General features: G+C 64.2%; 13 protein-coding genes and 2 tRNA genes. 12 read left to right on the top strand and 3 right to left on the bottom strand.

Annotation, left to right across the window (positions count from 1 at the left end; all coding sequences use genetic code 11):
• Nucleotides 1–153: 153 nt before the first annotated feature.
• The 10 genes from gnd (at nt 154) to QFZ61_RS03565 (ending at nt 10,249) form a co-directional block, all read left to right on the top strand.
• Nucleotides 154–1,038 carry a phosphogluconate dehydrogenase (NAD(+)-dependent, decarboxylating) gene (gene gnd, locus QFZ61_RS03610; RefSeq protein WP_307033378.1) on the top strand — a complete coding sequence of 295 codons (885 nt, stop codon included), beginning with the start codon at nt 154–156 and terminating at the stop codon, nt 1,036–1,038.
• A gap of 22 nt (nt 1,039–1,060) precedes the next feature.
• Nucleotides 1,061–2,275, top strand: coding sequence for a DNA replication/repair protein RecF (gene recF, locus QFZ61_RS03605; protein WP_307033376.1), 1,215 nt, complete (start codon nt 1,061–1,063; stop codon nt 2,273–2,275).
• A complete protein-coding gene (locus tag QFZ61_RS03600) occupies nt 2,272–2,841 on the top strand; it encodes a DciA family protein (protein WP_307033374.1) in 570 nt (189 codons plus the stop codon). The genes recF and QFZ61_RS03600 overlap by 4 nt, the downstream gene beginning before the upstream one ends.
• A 397-nt stretch (nt 2,842–3,238) precedes the next feature.
• Nucleotides 3,239–5,323 carry a DNA topoisomerase (ATP-hydrolyzing) subunit B gene (gene gyrB / locus QFZ61_RS03595; RefSeq protein ID WP_307033372.1) on the top strand — a complete coding sequence of 695 codons (2,085 nt, stop codon included), beginning with the start codon at nt 3,239–3,241 and terminating at the stop codon, nt 5,321–5,323.
• A gap of 57 nt (nt 5,324–5,380) precedes the next feature.
• On the top strand, nt 5,381–8,089 hold the full coding sequence (gene gyrA / locus QFZ61_RS03590) for a DNA gyrase subunit A (protein WP_307033370.1): 2,709 nt from the start codon (nt 5,381–5,383) through the stop codon (nt 8,087–8,089).
• Nucleotides 8,086–8,724, top strand: a complete 639-nt coding sequence (locus QFZ61_RS03585; RefSeq protein ID WP_307033368.1) for a DUF3566 domain-containing protein — start codon at nt 8,086–8,088, stop codon at nt 8,722–8,724. Before gyrA ends, QFZ61_RS03585 begins: the two co-directional genes overlap by 4 nt.
• Nucleotides 8,725–8,821: 97 nt before the next feature.
• Nucleotides 8,822–8,895, top strand: a tRNA-Ile gene (locus QFZ61_RS03580).
• A gap of 32 nt (nt 8,896–8,927) precedes the next feature.
• Nucleotides 8,928–9,071: a DLW-39 family protein gene (locus QFZ61_RS03575; RefSeq protein ID WP_373427124.1), complete on the top strand. Its 144-nt coding sequence runs from the start codon at nt 8,928–8,930 to the stop codon at nt 9,069–9,071.
• A 68-nt stretch (nt 9,072–9,139) separates the two neighbouring features.
• Nucleotides 9,140–9,215, top strand: a tRNA-Ala gene (locus QFZ61_RS03570).
• A 119-nt stretch (nt 9,216–9,334) separates the two neighbouring features.
• The gene (locus QFZ61_RS03565) at nt 9,335–10,249 is read left to right on the top strand and encodes a DMT family transporter (protein ID WP_307033366.1); all 915 of its coding nucleotides are present in this window, start codon (nt 9,335–9,337) and stop codon (nt 10,247–10,249) included.
• Nucleotides 10,250–10,252: 3 nt separating this feature from the next.
• Here QFZ61_RS03565 and QFZ61_RS03560 read toward each other — a convergent pair whose 3' ends face one another.
• Together QFZ61_RS03560 and QFZ61_RS03555 are read right to left on the bottom strand one after the other, a co-directional pair.
• A complete protein-coding gene (locus QFZ61_RS03560; protein WP_307033364.1) occupies nt 10,253–11,128 on the bottom strand; it encodes a glycosyltransferase family 2 protein in 876 nt (291 codons plus the stop codon).
• Nucleotides 11,129–11,275: 147 nt separating this feature from the next.
• Nucleotides 11,276–12,211 (bottom strand): hypothetical protein, encoded by a 936-nt coding sequence (locus QFZ61_RS03555; protein ID WP_307033362.1) that lies wholly within the window; start codon nt 12,209–12,211, stop codon nt 11,276–11,278.
• A 154-nt stretch (nt 12,212–12,365) separates the two neighbouring features.
• On the opposite strand from QFZ61_RS03555, the gene QFZ61_RS03550 reads away from it, so the two are divergent.
• Nucleotides 12,366–12,911: a peptidylprolyl isomerase gene (locus tag QFZ61_RS03550; protein ID WP_307033361.1), complete on the top strand. Its 546-nt coding sequence runs from the start codon at nt 12,366–12,368 to the stop codon at nt 12,909–12,911.
• Nucleotides 12,912–12,918: 7 nt separating this feature from the next.
• Nucleotides 12,919–13,812 carry a rhomboid family intramembrane serine protease gene (locus QFZ61_RS03545; protein ID WP_307033359.1) on the top strand — a complete coding sequence of 298 codons (894 nt, stop codon included), beginning with the start codon at nt 12,919–12,921 and terminating at the stop codon, nt 13,810–13,812.
• Nucleotides 13,813–14,665: 853 nt separating this feature from the next.
• On the opposite strand, the gene QFZ61_RS03540 is transcribed toward QFZ61_RS03545, so the two are convergent.
• Entirely contained in the window at nt 14,666–15,271 is a 606-nt protein-coding gene (locus QFZ61_RS03540) for a DNA-3-methyladenine glycosylase I (protein ID WP_307033357.1), read from the bottom strand.
• Nucleotides 15,272–15,329 lie beyond the last annotated feature (58 nt).

Below are 15,329 nucleotides of genomic sequence, written 5' to 3'. Positions count from 1 at the left end.
CCTTCGCCTCGCAAGTCCCCATCGGCTCCCAGCCTTCGCAAGCTCAGGCAGGGACCCTCGCCGATGGGGCCCCACGGCCAGGGAACCCTGGCGGCGTGGGCCCACGCAGTTGGGCTTCCCACCCTCCCACCAGCGCAGAAAAGAGTTCCACCCGTGCACATCGGACTTATCGGTCTCGGAAAAATGGGCTTCAACATGCGCGAACGGTTGCGCAATGCTGGGCTCGAGGTCACCGGATTTGACCGGAACGCAGAAATCTCGGATGTCGCCAGCGTGGACGAGCTCATTTCCGCCCTGCCCGCCCCCCGGCTGATCTGGGTAATGGTTCCCTCCGGCGCCATCACGGACGCCGTGATTACGGAACTGGGGAGCAAGCTGGACGCCGGTGATCTCGTGATCGACGGGGGGAACTCCCGCTTCACCGAAGACCAGAAACACGCTGCCGCCCTTGCTGAAAAGGGGATCCGCTTCGCGGATTGCGGGGTATCGGGCGGCGTCTGGGGCCTGCAGAACGGCTACGGCCTGATGGCCGGAGGGGATACAGCCGATATTGAACGCGCACTCCCGGTCTTCGATGCGCTGCGGCCGGAAGGTGACCGCGCCGACAGCTTCGTCCATGTGGGCGGTGTAGGCGCCGGGCACTACGCCAAGATGGTGCACAACGGTATTGAATATGGCCTGATGCAGGCCTACGCCGAGGGCTATGAACTCCTTGCGGCCAAGGACATCGTCACCGATCTGCCGGGAACGTTCCGGGCCTGGCAGAAGGGAACCGTCGTCCGCTCCTGGCTGCTGGACCTGATGGTCAAAGCCTTGGACGAGGACCCGGGACTGGAATCCATCGACGACTATGTCGAGGATTCCGGTGAGGGACGTTGGACTGTCGAGGAAGCGATCGCCAACGCCGTTCCGGCCCCGGCTATCACCGCGGCACTGTTCGCCCGCTTCGCTTCCCGCGAAGACAGTTCACCGGCGATGAAGATGGTTTCAGCGCTGCGCCACCAGTTCGGCGGACACTCCACCCGGCCGGCCAAGTAAGTCCCGGAGTCCTGAAAACGGCGTGTACCTTGAACAACTGTCGCTGACAGATTTCCGCAGCTATGCCCAGGTCGACCTCACCCTGGAGCCGGGGGTCACGGTACTCGTGGGCTCCAACGGCATCGGCAAGACCAACCTGATGGAAGCCGTCGGCTACCTGGCCACCCTCAGTTCGCACCGTGTCAGTTCCGATGCTCCGCTGCTTCGGTTCGGCACCGACCGGGCTCTGGTCCGGGCCAAACTGGTCCGCGGGGGGCAATCGACCGTGCTGGAGCTGGAAATCAACGGCGGCCGGGCCAACCGGGCCCGCATCAACCGCAGCAACCCGGTCCGGGCCCGGGACATCCTGGGGATCTGCCAGACGGTGCTCTTTGCCCCCGAGGACCTCGCCCTGGTCAAGGGCGATCCGTCCAGCCGACGCCGTTTCCTCGATGAACTGCTGGTCAGCCTTATTCCCCGCCACGCGGCCACGCGCAGCGACTACGACCGCGTACTGAAACAGCGCAACGCGTTGCTGAAGTCCGGCCGCACCGGCAAATTCACGTCCGGGCATGAAGCAACCCTTGATGTCTGGGACCAGCATATGGCGAGAGCTGGAGCCGAACTCCTGCACGCACGGCTGGAATTGGTGGAACGGCTTCAGCCGCACCTGAGGAACGCTTACTCCCAGCTCACGGACGGCTCCAAAGCGGCCGGAGCGGTGTACCGCTCGACTCTTCAGGGGGTGGTCGACGACGATGGCGAAGCAGCGCGCGGCGGAGCGGGGACCGCGGCGGGGCCTCCGGCAGACGCAGCCGAAGACCTGCGGTTGCTCAGCGTCGACGACCTGACCGAACGCTACGTGCGGGCTTTCGCAGCGTCGCGCCGGAAGGAACTGGAACGCGGGATTTCCTTGGTAGGGCCACACCGGGACGAACTCGAACTGGTCCTGGGCCAGGCCCCGGCGAAGGGTTATGCCTCCCACGGGGAAACCTGGTCAATGTGCCTGGCCCTGCGCCTGGCCTCCTACTATGTGATGCTCGATGACGCACGCACCGGCGGGTCCGCCCCGATCCTGATTTTGGATGACGTTTTCGCCGAGCTGGATGTTCAGCGGCGGCGTAAACTGGCCGCAATCGTTTCCGGCGCGGAACAGGTCCTGGTGACCGCCGCCGTCGAGGACGACATACCGGCGGAACTGGCCGGGCGGCGGGTAAAGGTCATTCCGGGAGGAATCGAGGAGCCGGACAACCGATGAACAAGGACACCGACGGCGGTCTGCAGCCGGGCCGCGATCCCGATGACATCGATGCGGCCCAGGCAGCGCTGAACCGCATGCGGGATGCCGCGGCAGCTCGAGGTGAGATCCGCCGGAAAGCACCGCCCCGCCCCGGCAGCAGCCAGAAAAGCGGCCAGAAACCGCTGCGCGGTGCCGGCACGCGGGGCTTCAGTCAGTTCCACGGAACCGGACGGGATCCGCTGGGCCTCGGCAAGGTAGTGGGACGGTTGGTGGCAGAACGCGGCTGGAGTTCCCCGGTGGCGGTCGGCTCGGTCATGGCGCAGTGGCCGGCCCTTGTTGGACCGGAGATCTCGGCCCACTGCACCCCGGAGAGCTTTGAAGACACGACGTTGCATGTGCGCTGCGACTCGACCGCTTGGGCGACTCAGCTGCGGCTGCTTAGCCTGAGCCTGCTGGAAAAGTTCCGCGTGGAGCTCGGTGACGGTGTGGTAACCAAGATCCAGGTGCTCGGCCCTGCAGCGCCCAGCTGGCGGAAGGGTGCCCGTACCGTGAACGGACGCGGTCCACGCGATACTTACGGTTAGCAGCCGCAGCCGCCGTTATGAAGCAGTTGTTCCAAAAAGATTGAAAAATCCGCGAACGGCGTGTAGGGCGCTCAGACGCCCCGGGCCGGTATAGGCACCCAGCGGAAGGACCCCCGGAGCCTTGCAGACGGAGTCAGCGGCCTCCCAGCGGCACTTTGCCAGCCGTTTGGCCCTCCGGAATGCGGGAATCGGTCCTATAACACGGTAGAATCGCAGGAGATAACTGGGCGCCGGTGAAACGTCGACTGAGTCCGTTTCCGACGCAATTTTCTGTGCGGAGACCGGCTCACGGAGCTGCCACGGGCGCCATCAGTGACGTGCCTGCTGGCGGTGTCCGTTTTCCTTGGAAAGCGGTTCCGGCCGGCCTTCAACGAACATAGAGGAGTCGAAAGCGCCTGTGGCTAACGACAATACAGATTTCCCGGCAGCGGACCCAGCAGCGGGAGGTGCGTCAGCGGACGCCCCCGCGGAAGCGGTGAAGCCGCACGGCTACGGCGCCAGCGACATTACCGTGCTTGAGGGTCTGGAAGCTGTTCGGAAGCGCCCGGGTATGTACATCGGCTCCACCGGGCCCCGTGGTCTGCACCACCTGGTCTATGAAGTTGTCGATAACTCCGTTGACGAAGCTCTGGCGGGCTACTGCACGCACATTGAAATCGTCCTCCGGGCCGACGGCGGCGTAACGGTCGTGGACAACGGCCGCGGCATTCCCGTGGACATGCACCCCACCGAACACAAGCCGACGGTGGAAGTGGTCATGACCATCCTGCACGCCGGCGGTAAGTTTGGTGGCGGTGGCTATGCGGTCTCGGGCGGCCTCCACGGTGTGGGTATCTCCGTCGTCAACGCCCTCTCAAGCCGCGTCGATACCGAGGTCCGCAGGCAGGGCCACGTCTGGCGGATGTCCTTTGCCGACGGCGGCAAGCCCCAGGGCGGCCTGGTGAAGGGCGAGGAAACGAACGAGACCGGAACCACCCAGACGTTCTACCCGGATCCCACCATTTTCGAGAGCACGGACTTCGACTTTGAGACGCTGCGGGCCCGGTTCCAGCAGATGGCGTTCCTGAACAAGGGGCTGCGCATCACGCTGACCGACGAGCGCCGCGCGGCGGAAGCGTCCGAAGACGAAGACCTGGATCTTGACGGCCTGGAGACTGAGGGCGAGGTTCCCGCAGATTTTCACACGGTGGTGTATCAGTACGACGAGGGTTTGCTCGATTACGTGAAGCACCTGAACTCCGGCAAGAAGGTCGACGTCGTGCACGAGGACGTCATTGCCTTCGAGACGGAAGACACGGAACGGCACATCGCCTTGGAGATGGCGATGCAGTGGACGAACGCGTACTCCGAGAGCGTCCACACCTACGCGAACACGATCAACACCCACGAGGGCGGAACGCACGAAGAAGGCTTCCGCGCCGCGATGACCTCGCTGATCAACCGGTATGCGCGTGAAAAGAGCATCATCAAGGAAAAGGATGACAACCTCACCGGTGACGACATCCGCGAGGGCTTGACCGCCGTCATCTCGGTCAAGCTGGCCGAGCCGCAGTTCGAGGGCCAGACCAAGACCAAACTTGGCAACTCCGAGGTCAAGGGCTTCGTCCAGCGCGTGGTCACCGACGGCCTCGGTGACTGGCTGGAACGCAACCCAGGCCCGGCCCGCGACGTGATCCGCAAGGCCATCTCCGCGGCCCAGGCGCGTATGGCTGCCCGCAAGGCCCGTGACAACGCACGCCGCAAGAGCCCGCTGGAATCCTTTGGCATGCCGGGCAAGCTGTCCGACTGCTCCTCCAAGGACCCGCAGAAGTGCGAGGTCTACCTCGTGGAGGGTGACTCGGCAGGCGGCTCGGCCAAGCGCGGACGCAACCCGGAGACCCAGGCAATCCTGCCGCTTCGTGGCAAGATCCTGAACGTCGAGCGCGCCCGGCTCGACAAGGCCCTGGGCAACGCCGAGGTCCAGTCCATGATCACCGCCTTCGGCACCGGCATCGGTGAGGACTTCGACCTGGCCAAGCTCCGGTACCACAAGATCGTCCTGATGGCCGATGCCGACGTCGACGGCCAGCACATCACGACTCTGCTGATGACGCTGCTCTTCCGCTACATGCGCCCGCTGATTGAGAACGGCTACGTCTATCTGGCCCAGCCGCCGCTGTACCGGATCAAGTGGTCGAACGCCCCGCACGACTACGTCTACAGCGACCGGGAGCGGGACGCAAAGCTGCTCTCCGGCCAGGCTGCGGGTCGGCGCATCCCGAAGGACAACGGCATCCAGCGTTACAAGGGCCTCGGCGAGATGGACTACACGGAACTCTGGGACACCACCATGGATCCGGACCACCGCACCCTCCTGCAGGTCACCATGGACGATGCCCTGGCAGCCGACCAGACCTTCTCGGTCCTCATGGGCGAAGACGTGGAGTCCCGCCGAAACTTCATTCAGCAGAACGCCAAGGACGTTCGGTTCCTCGATATCTAGCGGCCCAGCCCTGCATATTCCAGAACCGATATATACCTGAAACGGAAAACATAGACTATGAGTGACGAAACACCCGAGGTCCCGCCCGCATCCGGCGCGGAAGCCGTGCTTGAAGGCACCGTCCTTGATACCGACGTCCTGAGCGACCGTGTCGAGCAGGTCGACCTGCAGACCGAAATGCAGCGCTCATACCTCGACTACGCCATGGCCGTAATTGTCGGGCGCGCGCTGCCGGACGTCCGCGATGGACTCAAGCCCGTCCACCGCCGCGTGCTCTACGCGATGTTCGACGGCGGCTACCGCCCCGACCGCTCCTTCAACAAGTGCGCCCGCGTCGTCGGCGAGGTCATGGGCCAGTACCACCCGCACGGAGACACCGCGATCTACGACGCCCTGGTCCGGCTGATCCAGGACTGGACCATGCGGTACCCGCTGGCACTGGGCCAGGGCAACTTCGGCTCGCCCGGCAACGATGGTGCAGCCGCCCCGCGTTACACCGAAACCAAGATGGCCCCGCTGGCCATGGAAATGGTCCGGGACATCGACGAGGAAACCGTCGACTTCCAGGACAACTACGACGGCAAGAATCAGGAACCGACCATCCTGCCGGCGCGTTTCCCGAACCTTTTGGTCAACGGTTCCTCCGGCATCGCCGTCGGCATGGCCACCAATATCCCGCCGCACAACCTCCGCGAGGTGGCCGACGGCGTGCAGTGGTACCTGGCCAATCCGACTGCCAGCCGTGAAGAACTGCTCGAGGAACTGATCCAGAGGATCAAGGGACCCGACTTCCCGACCGGTGCCACGATCCTGGGCCACAAGGGCATCGAGGACGCTTACCGCACCGGCCGCGGCTCCATCACCATGCGCGCCGTCGTCAACGTTGAGGAACTCCAGGGCCGCACCTGCCTGGTTGTCACCGAACTGCCCTACCAGGCCAACCCGGACAACCTCGCCATCAAAATTGCCGAGCTCGTCAAGGACGGCAAGATTTCCGGCATCGCGGACCTTCGCGATGAGACCTCCGGCCGCACCGGCCAGCGCCTGGTGATCGTGCTCAAACGCGATGCCGTGGCCAAGGTGGTGCTGAACAATCTCTACAAGCACACGCAGCTGCAGGACAACTTCGCGGCCAACATGCTGGCAATTGTCGACGGCGTGCCGCGCACGCTTAGCCTGGACGCATTCATCCGGCACTGGGTCACCCACCAGATGGACGTCATCGCCCGGCGCACCCGCTACCGGCTGCGGAAGGCAGAAGAAGAAGCCCACATCCTTCGTGCGCTGCTGAAGGCGCTGGATGCACTCGACGAAGTCATCGCGCTGATCCGTGCGTCGACCACCACCGAAATGGCCCGCGACGGCCTGATGGAGCTGCTCGACATCGACGATCTGCAGGCCCGGGCCATCCTGGACATGCAGCTGCGCCGGCTCGCTGCCCTGGAACGGCAGAAGATCCAGGACAAGCACGCCGAACTGGAAGCTGCGATTGCGGAATACAACTCGATTCTCGCCTCGGAGGAGCGCCAGCGCGAGATTATCAGTACCGAGCTGGCCGAGATTGTCGATAAACACGGGGATGACCGCAAGACCAAGGTGCTGATGGGCTTCGACGGCGACATGTCGATGGAGGACCTGATCCCCGAAGAAGAAATGGTCGTCACCATCACCAGGGGCGGCTACGTCAAGCGCACCCGCAGTGACAACTACCGGTCCCAGCAGCGCGGCGGCAAGGGCATCAAGGGCGCCCAGCTACGCGGAGACGACGTGGTGGAGCACTTCTTCGTTACGACCACGCACCACTGGCTGTTGTTCTTCACGAACCTGGGCCGGGTCTACCGCGCAAAGGCCTACGAATTGGTCGAAGCAGCACGTGACGCCAAGGGACAGCACGTCGCGAACCTGCTGGCCTTCCAGCCGGACGAGCGGATCGCGCAGGTGTTGGACCTTCGCGACTACCAGCACGCGCCCTACCTGGTGCTCGCCACCAAGCGCGGTCTGGTCAAGAAGACACGGCTGGAGGACTACGACACCAACCGCTCCGCCGGTGTGATCGCGATCAACCTGCGCGACGGTGACGAACTCGTCTCCGCCCAGCTCGTGTCCGAGAGCGACGACCTGATGCTGGTTTCCCGCAAGGGACAGTCCATCCGGTTCACTGCCACGGACGAAGCCTTGCGCCCGATGGGACGCGCCACTTCCGGTGTCACCGGTATGAAGTTCCGTGAGGATGACGAACTGCTAGCCGCCGACGTCGTTCGGGACGGCTCGTTCGTCTTCATCGTCACCGAAGGCGGGTTCGCCAAGCGCACCGCGGTGGAGGAATACCGCCTTCAGGGCCGCGGCGGGCTGGGCATCAAGGTCGGCAAGTACCAGGAGGAACGCGGGCACCTCGTAGGGGCCCTGATCGTCCAGGAAGAGGACGAGGTCCTGGTTGTCATGGAAGGCGGCAAGGTGGTCCGTTCGTCGGTGGCCGGGGTGCCTGCCAAGGGCCGCGACACCATGGGCGTTATCTTCGCCAAGCCTGACAAGAACGACCGCATCATCGAAGTGGCCCGGAACAGCGAACGCGGCCTGGACACTGACGAAACAGGCCCCGAAAGCGAGGCCGAAGATCAGGCTGCGGAGCAAGATGACGTAACGTTGGCTGGAGATAACGGATCGCGCGAGGGGTCCGTAGAGACAGAATCAGTACCGGCCCCCGATTCAGATGAGTCATCAGGCGATGCCGAGCTGGACGAAGACAACACCGGAGGTAACGCGTGAGTAATTCCGAGTCCTATCCCAAATCGAGCAGTGGTCCCGGCGGCGCGCGCCAGCCTGCTGCCCCGCGGGTCAACGCGCCCTCGCGTCCCCAGCAGCGCCCCGGCGTCGTTGGAACCGGCCAACGGCCGGCCACGCCCGGGCAACGGCCCGTCACGCCGGGCCAGCGCCCTGCGACGCCGGGCCAGCGTCCTGCGGCCGCCGGACAGCGTCCGGAGGCCGCGGCCCAGCGGCCGGGCCAGCCGGGCCTGGTCCGGCCGGCACCGAAGGCCAAGGTCAGGCGTGCACGGTTGCTCGTGAGCAAAGTTGAGCCTTGGTCCGTCCTGAAAATGGCCTTCCTGCTCTCCGTAGCGCTCGGTATCGTCACTGTCGTTGCCGCGATCGTGCTCTGGACAGTGTTGGATCTGACCGGCATCTTTGACCAGGTGGACAGCCTGCTGGGCACCCTTGCCGGATCTGAAAGCGGCGGCTTCGAGCTGAAGAAGGTCGCGTCCCTCGGCCAGGTTGCCTCCTTTGCCGTGATCATCGCGGTGATCAATGTGGTCCTGCTGACCGCTCTGTCGATGCTGTCCGCAGTGCTGTACAACATTGCCGCCACCCTGGTCGGCGGCATCGGTGTGACCCTCACCGACGACTAAATGGCCCCTTCCTCCCGGTGAACCCCGGGAAAAGACCTCGATTTTGGATCGGGCCGGGATGTGCTGTAAAGTCATATCTCGGCCCGATGAGGCATCGGGGCGTATAGCTCAGGCGGTTAGAGCGCTTCGCTGATAACGAAGAGGTCCCAGGTTCAAGTCCTGGTACGCCCACGGAACCTGTACAGGTTCCTGTAAAGATCCACGTGAAACTGGATCGGAACGGGGTGCGTGTGAAGAAGTTGCTGGCAGTTGCAGCCACGATCGCAGGCGTCCTGCTCTACAGGAAAGTGCAGGAATCCGAGGCCCGTAAGGCAGTCTGGAGCCAGTCGACCGATACGGTCGATTAGCCCAAGCCAGGCTGGGAGCCGGAAACGGCGGTCCGGCACTGGGGTATGATTGACGGGTTGCTTCTTATGGGGGCATGGCGCAATTGGTAGCGCACCTGCTTTGCAAGCAGGGGGTTCGGGGTTCGAGTCCCCGTGCCTCCACCATAGGAAAAGGTCCCGGCCAGCGGAAAAGCTGGCCGGGACCTTTTGCGTTCACGCCCACCCCGGCCCCACCCTGAGGGCGCTGACGGCGGGCACCTGTGCGGGAGCACTACTGTGGAGGCGTGAACTTCTTCCTCGCGGCGCTCGGTGTACTGGGCGTTGCCTCCTCCGGGCCTCTGATTGCTGCCACGCTGGGTGCCACCTCCGTGAGCGCCCTGGCCATCGCTTTCTGGCGCAACGCTATTGGCGCAGTCGTCATGTCCGGTCCCGTTCTGGTCCGTCAGCCCCGGCAGTTCGGCCGGGTCAGTGGCAGCGAGTTCCGCTGGTCACTCGCCGCGGCGGTGGCGCTGGCGTTCCACTTCGCCTGCTTCATCACCTCACTCCAACTGACGTCGGTGGCTGCCGCGACCGCACTGGTGTGTCTGCAGTCGGGCTGGATTGCCGTTTTCCAAGTCTTTCGCGGCGTCCGGCACAGCTGGCAGGTCTTGGCCGGGCTGGGGCTGGCTTTCGCCGGTGTAGTGGCAATCACCGGCTTCGATATGGGCACTTCCCCGACCGCCCTGACCGGCGACCTCCTCGCCGTCGTCGGGGGTATGCTCGCTGGCGTTTACACGCTCGCCGGCGGCAAGGCGCGGCAGACCATGGGTACCAGCGTCTATACGACGCTCTGTTACGGCATGTGCGCTGCGGTCGTCGCTGTGCTCGCCCTGGCGAGCGGCCAGCCGTTGGCAGGCTTCGACGCGACCGGCTGGCTTGGCATCCTGGCTATCACGGTCTGCGCGCAGCTGGTGGGACACACCGCGTTCAACCACCTGCTGGCGACGATGAGCCCGTTGCTGGTTTCGATGATCATCCTGCTGGAAATTCCCGGTGCGGCGCTGCTCGCGGCGGCGTTCCTTGGTGAAACGCTTCCGGGCGGAACTTATGCCGGCCTGGTGATGATCCTTGTGGGTCTCGCCGTCGTCGCGGCCGGCCAGCGGCGCTCCCGTTCGACACGGCGCAACGCGGAGCGCCTGGCCGAGCTGGGGACGGACTGAGCGCTACTGCCCGCCGCGGCGGGCCGGTTGTGCCGTGTTGACGGTGTGGATGGCACGCAGCAGTTTTGCCGGGAAATACACGGAGAAAAAGACCACCATGGGCGCCTTTAGTGCCATCTTCTTCACGTTGTGCGCCTTGTAGGTGCGGTCGAACCGAGTGACGTAATAGCGGTAATCCCGGGGCGAGTCCTCGAGTCGGCGGGCCGACATGCCGGACACCATTTGCGGCCAGTACTGGATCCGGAGGTCGTGCTCGGCCAGATGCAGGGAGAGATCAATGTCCTCATGCATCTCGTCCTTTTCATCCCGGCAGGTCTCCAGCCGGATTGTCTCCCAGGCGGAGCGCCGCAGCGCCATATTGGAGCCGAAGAGGAAGTGGTACTGGTGCTTAGCCAGCTTGAGCATGAACTGGCGCATCTTGTCATCAGCCTTGAGACCGAAACGCCGCATTGGCATGTCGTAGTACACCACGGGACCCGTGGCAGCGTGCACGGAGTCGTCCGCGAAAGCCTTCTGGACTTGTTCCACCCAGTCCGGCTCCAGCACGGAGTCGGCGTCAATTCTGCCTAGGATCTCACCCGTGGCGTGATCAAGCCCGTAATTGCGGGTGGGGATCAGGCCTTGGTCCGTGTCCTGGCTGAGCAGGACGATCCGGCTCTCCGGGTACTCCTGCTGCATCTGCCGAACGATGTCCGCCGTCCGGTCCTTGGACAGGTTGTCCACCACAATGATTTCGTGGGCGGGTACGGACTGGTAGACGGCGGCGATGAGGCACTGCCGAATGACGCTTTCCTCGTTGTAGGCCGGGATGACGATGGACACGGCCGGGGCACGCACGGCATCGTAGGGGGCATCCACAAGGGATTCAGCGGGTGACATCACCCCAAATTTAGCACCTGAACCGGTTGTGAAGCCTGCGGCGGCCCCGGTGCAACAGGTTGGTGGCAAAGTAAAAGGAGGGATCCCGCCGATCGGCGAAATCCCTCCTTCTGCACGTACTCCGGCCCGCACGCGGCGGGTGTCGGGCTACTTTTTCTCTTCGCCGTTGGAGCTGGCGGCGATGTTGCGGATCGCGGTCTTAGCATCCGTGGCAACCGGGGCCGTCAACTCGTCCTCGGTCTTGGCCGTTGCATCAGCGCCCAGGTCCGAGGATGCCTCCGCCTGCTTGTCGGCCGCATCCGCCGTCGCGGTCGAAGCAACGGCAGTATCGCCGCCGCTGTCCTTGACGTCGGTGACCGTGGTGGCGGGCACCGGAGCCGGGGCTACCGGATTGACGGGGGCCGGAGTCTTCCAGGGATCTTCGACAGGCTTTGAGGCCTTCCAAGCGGCGACGCCGGCAGCGGCGGCAGCCGCGATGACGCCGAGAATCAGGAAACCGCGGTGCTTGGGCTTCTGCGGCCCAGCCAATTCATCGTTGACCGCGCGGCTGGCCTCGGCAGCTGCGACGTTGAGCTGCTGGCTGGCTGACTGCACCTGTTCCTGGAAGTTGCGGATGACGCCGGTGTCCACCAGGCGCTGGGCCACGGCATCCACGTGGGCCGGGGCTCCTTCGAGGGTACGGTGCACCACCTCCGAGGCCAGACCGATCTGGTCGGATAGCTTGGGGAGGTAGTCGACAACGACCCGGTCGCGGGCGGTGGCGATGACGGGGGTGGCCCTGTCCAAGGCTTCGTGCAGCCGCGGGGTTGCCCCTTCGACGGCGTCGTGGATCCTCGGCGCAAGCTGGGCCAGTCCGTCCTGAATGCGGGGGGTCACGGTCGCGACGCCGCCGGCCAGGTTGTGGGCCGCAGACTTCAGGCCCTCCTGGATCCTGGGGGAAGCGGTGTCCACCGTGTGCTGTACGCGCGGAACGGCCCAGTCAACTGCGGCCTCAACCCGCGGGGTGGCCCATTCTCTGGCGTTCTCTACTGCGCTGGCCACAGACTGCTCCAGGTCGCGGGCAATACGATCCGTTTTCTTCACAACTACCTCCCGATTAATGTGACGGTTCTGTTGTTAGCCTACGGGTCCGGGACCCCACGGGCTATTCTTCAGGTGGATTTCAGGCCGATTTCACCCAGCGCGGAACTGGGTGTGCGCCCCTGTGGCCAGACTCGTTGCGTGGAAGAATAGGGCCATGACTGCCATCGCAACTGCAAAAGCAACCATCCACACGAGCCTCGGCGACATCGTCGTCAACCTTTTCGGCAACCACGCACCCAAGACCGTCAAGAACTTTGTCGGCCTGGCCACCGGTGAGCAGGCCTGGACGCACCCTGAAACCGGTGAGGACAAGACCGGCACGCCGCTCTACAACGGCACGATCTTCCACCGCATCATCAAAGACTTCATGATCCAGGCCGGCGACCCGCTGGGCCGTGGCGTCGGCGGACCGGGCTACAAGTTCGACGACGAGATCCACCCGGAACTGACTTTCAACGAGCCGTACAAGCTGGCCATGGCGAACGCCGGAATCCAGATGGGCCGTGGCACCAATGGCTCGCAGTTCTTCATTACAACCATCCCGACCGGCTGGCTGCAGGGTAAGCACAGCATCTTCGGCGAGGTGGCGGACGAGGAATCCAAGAAGGTCGTCGACGCCATCGAGGGCGTCCGCACCGGCATGGGCGACCGCCCGGTTGAAGATGTCGTCATCAACAGCATCGACGTAGAGCAGCTCTAGCCAGCCCATGAGCTACGGAATTCCGTCGGCAGAGCCGTCCGCGCAGGTTCCGGTGTGCCCAAGGCACCCGGACCGGCCCGCCTATGTGCGGTGCCAGCGGTGCGGGCGCCCTGCGTGCCCCGATTGCCAGCGGGCGGCCGCCGTCGGGTTCCAGTGCATTGACTGCGTCAACGAAGCAAAACGTACGACGCCGGCTGTGCGGTCGCCCTACGGCGGCACCGTCGCGGCGGGGAAACCGCTGGCCACCCTTGGGATTATCGCCGCCTGCGCCCTGCTTTATGTGCTGCAGTGGATAGTTCCCGGCGACGCTGCCTACCGAAACCTCGCCTTCGCCACCGTTTATGCGACTCCCGAATACGGGGTCTTCGAGCCGTGGCGGATGCTCACCTCCGCTTTTCTCCACTCCCAGGGTTTCATCCTCCACATCGTGCTCAACATGTACATGCTGTGGATATTTGGCCAGGCGCTGGAACCCCTCCTCGGGCGCATCCGCTTCCTAGCTGTATACCTGGTCTCAGCCGTAGGCGGGTCCGTCGGTTACCTCCTCCTTACGCCTGCCTACGTTCCAGGGCAGCCGGTCAGCGGCGTCGTGGGTGCTTCCGGCGCCATTTTCGGCCTCTTCGGCGCCATGGTGGTTGTCCAGCGCCACCGCGGCGGGGACACGAAGCAACTGTGGGTCCTGATCGCCATCAACGGCGCCATCGGCTTTGTCGTTCCGCAGATCGCTTGGCAGGCCCATTTGGGTGGCCTGATTACCGGTGCGCTCTGCGCTGCGGTCATTGCGTACGCTCCCCGCGGCCGGAGGCAGGGGCTGCTCCAGCTGGCCGGACTCCTCGTCGTGGTAGGTCTGCTCGCGGCGGCAACGGCGTTGCGCGTCGGTACGGCAGCGCTGCCGGTCTGATCCGCCCGAGCCTGGTTGCGGTCCCCACGGTTTTCCACAGCGGTTATCCACACTGTTGGTAACTTACATGTGTGTAGTTCACCGGTAAATCCGCACTCCGGAGCGTCAGGTAGCGAAAGTGTGCGAGCGTTCCCCAGCTCTGTCCACACTTGTGGATAACTTTCGCCACCAGCCTTGTGGTTATGTGCATAACCACAGGCTTCGGCGCCACGGCAGCACGGTGGTCCCCAGAACGCGCCGAGGACACTCCTGCCCTAAGAGTCTCCGTCCCGGGCAGAGGTTCGTCTCTGAGGCCGCGCAGGAGCGGCAAACCCGCTGCTCAGCTGTCGAAGGGATCCCTCGCAGTTGTGGTGCGGCCGTATAAGGAGCGCTTATGCACAGGCTTGTTCACAGTGTTAATAACTTGAGGCTTGGAGTTTTCCCGTTCCTGCCGCCGCTGCAGTACGTTCTTCCGCGACCCTCGACCCTGAAGAAGCTACTTTTCCCCAAGTGTGGATAACTTGTGGGTACTTGTCTGTTGCTAAGTGGATAACTCGCCCTTGGTGGTTGCCGGCCCAGGATGAAGGCTCGGCGGCACGAGGCGGCTGCCCGTGGCGCGCGGGTACCCGTCGCGGCGAGTGGCGAAGGCCCAGATGAGGCCTCCCCTGGTTATCCACAGTTCATCCACACTGTTAATAACTCACAACCGTGTAACTTCATCCAGGTAAAGTGCCTTTGTACGGTCCGATGCGCCACAGCAGGCTGTCACGGCCCGGGCTCATGACACCCCTGCTGGACGTGCGCACAGGCTGTGGATAACCCGCGCAGACTTGTGCACAGGGGTTCAGGACCGGGCGACCGGTTCGGAGGGCTACTACCGCGGCCAAATTCCCGCCGTGCCACGCCGGTGGCTCTCCATCAGGTGGGTGTCGATCATCCCAATGGCTTCCATCAGGGCATACATCGTGGTGGGACCAACGAATACGAAGCCGCGCTTCCGCAGGCCCTTGGAAAGCGCCAGTGATTCGGCTGAGCTGGTCGGGATCTGATCCAATGCGGTGGGCTCAGGCGTGACCTGCGGCCGGAAGCTCCAGATGAAGTCGACTAGACCGCCGTCGCTCCTCAGGTTCAGGGTGGCCTGCGCATTGGTGATTGCGGCCCGTATCTTGAGCCGGTTACGCACAATGCCCGCATCCTGCATCAGACGTTCGACGTCTGCTTCGCTGAAGGCAGCCACGGTCTCGGGGTGGAAGTCTGCGAAGGCTGCGCGGAAGGCCGGGCGTTTGCGGAGAATGGTGGCCCACGACAGGCCCGCTTGGAATGCTTCGAGACTGATCCGCTCGTAGAGTCCCTGCTCGTCCCGCACCGGCAGGCCCCACTCGGTGTCGTAGTAGGTGCGGAGCAGGGGATCTACGGCCGCCCAGGCGGGCCGGGCTAGACCGTCATCGCCGATGATGCAACCGCTAACGTCCGTTGTCATTGGGAAGTCCTTCGATGGGGCCAGGGGTACCGGCGCACGCTACCGAAGTGTGCTGCCC

Origin of the sequence: Arthrobacter sp. B3I4, assembly GCF_030816855.1 — a bacterium.
In the GTDB taxonomy this organism is placed as follows: domain Bacteria; phylum Actinomycetota; class Actinomycetes; order Actinomycetales; family Micrococcaceae; genus Arthrobacter.
This window is presented reverse-complemented; position numbering and strand designations above follow the sequence as displayed.

Coding starts and splice junctions, on each gene's coding strand:
- QFZ61_RS03600 (WP_307033374.1), top strand. CDS start 2,272: ATGAACAAGGACACCGACGGCGGTCTGCAGCCGGGCCGCGATCCCGAT.
- QFZ61_RS03545 (WP_307033359.1), top strand. CDS start 12,919: ATGAGCTACGGAATTCCGTCGGCAGAGCCGTCCGCGCAGGTTCCGGTG.
- QFZ61_RS03560 (WP_307033364.1), bottom strand. CDS start 11,128: ATGTCACCCGCTGAATCCCTTGTGGATGCCCCCTACGATGCCGTGCGT.
- gyrA (WP_307033370.1), top strand. CDS start 5,381: ATGAGTGACGAAACACCCGAGGTCCCGCCCGCATCCGGCGCGGAAGCC.
- QFZ61_RS03540 (WP_307033357.1), bottom strand. CDS start 15,271: ATGACAACGGACGTTAGCGGTTGCATCATCGGCGATGACGGTCTAGCC.
- QFZ61_RS03550 (WP_307033361.1), top strand. CDS start 12,366: ATGACTGCCATCGCAACTGCAAAAGCAACCATCCACACGAGCCTCGGC.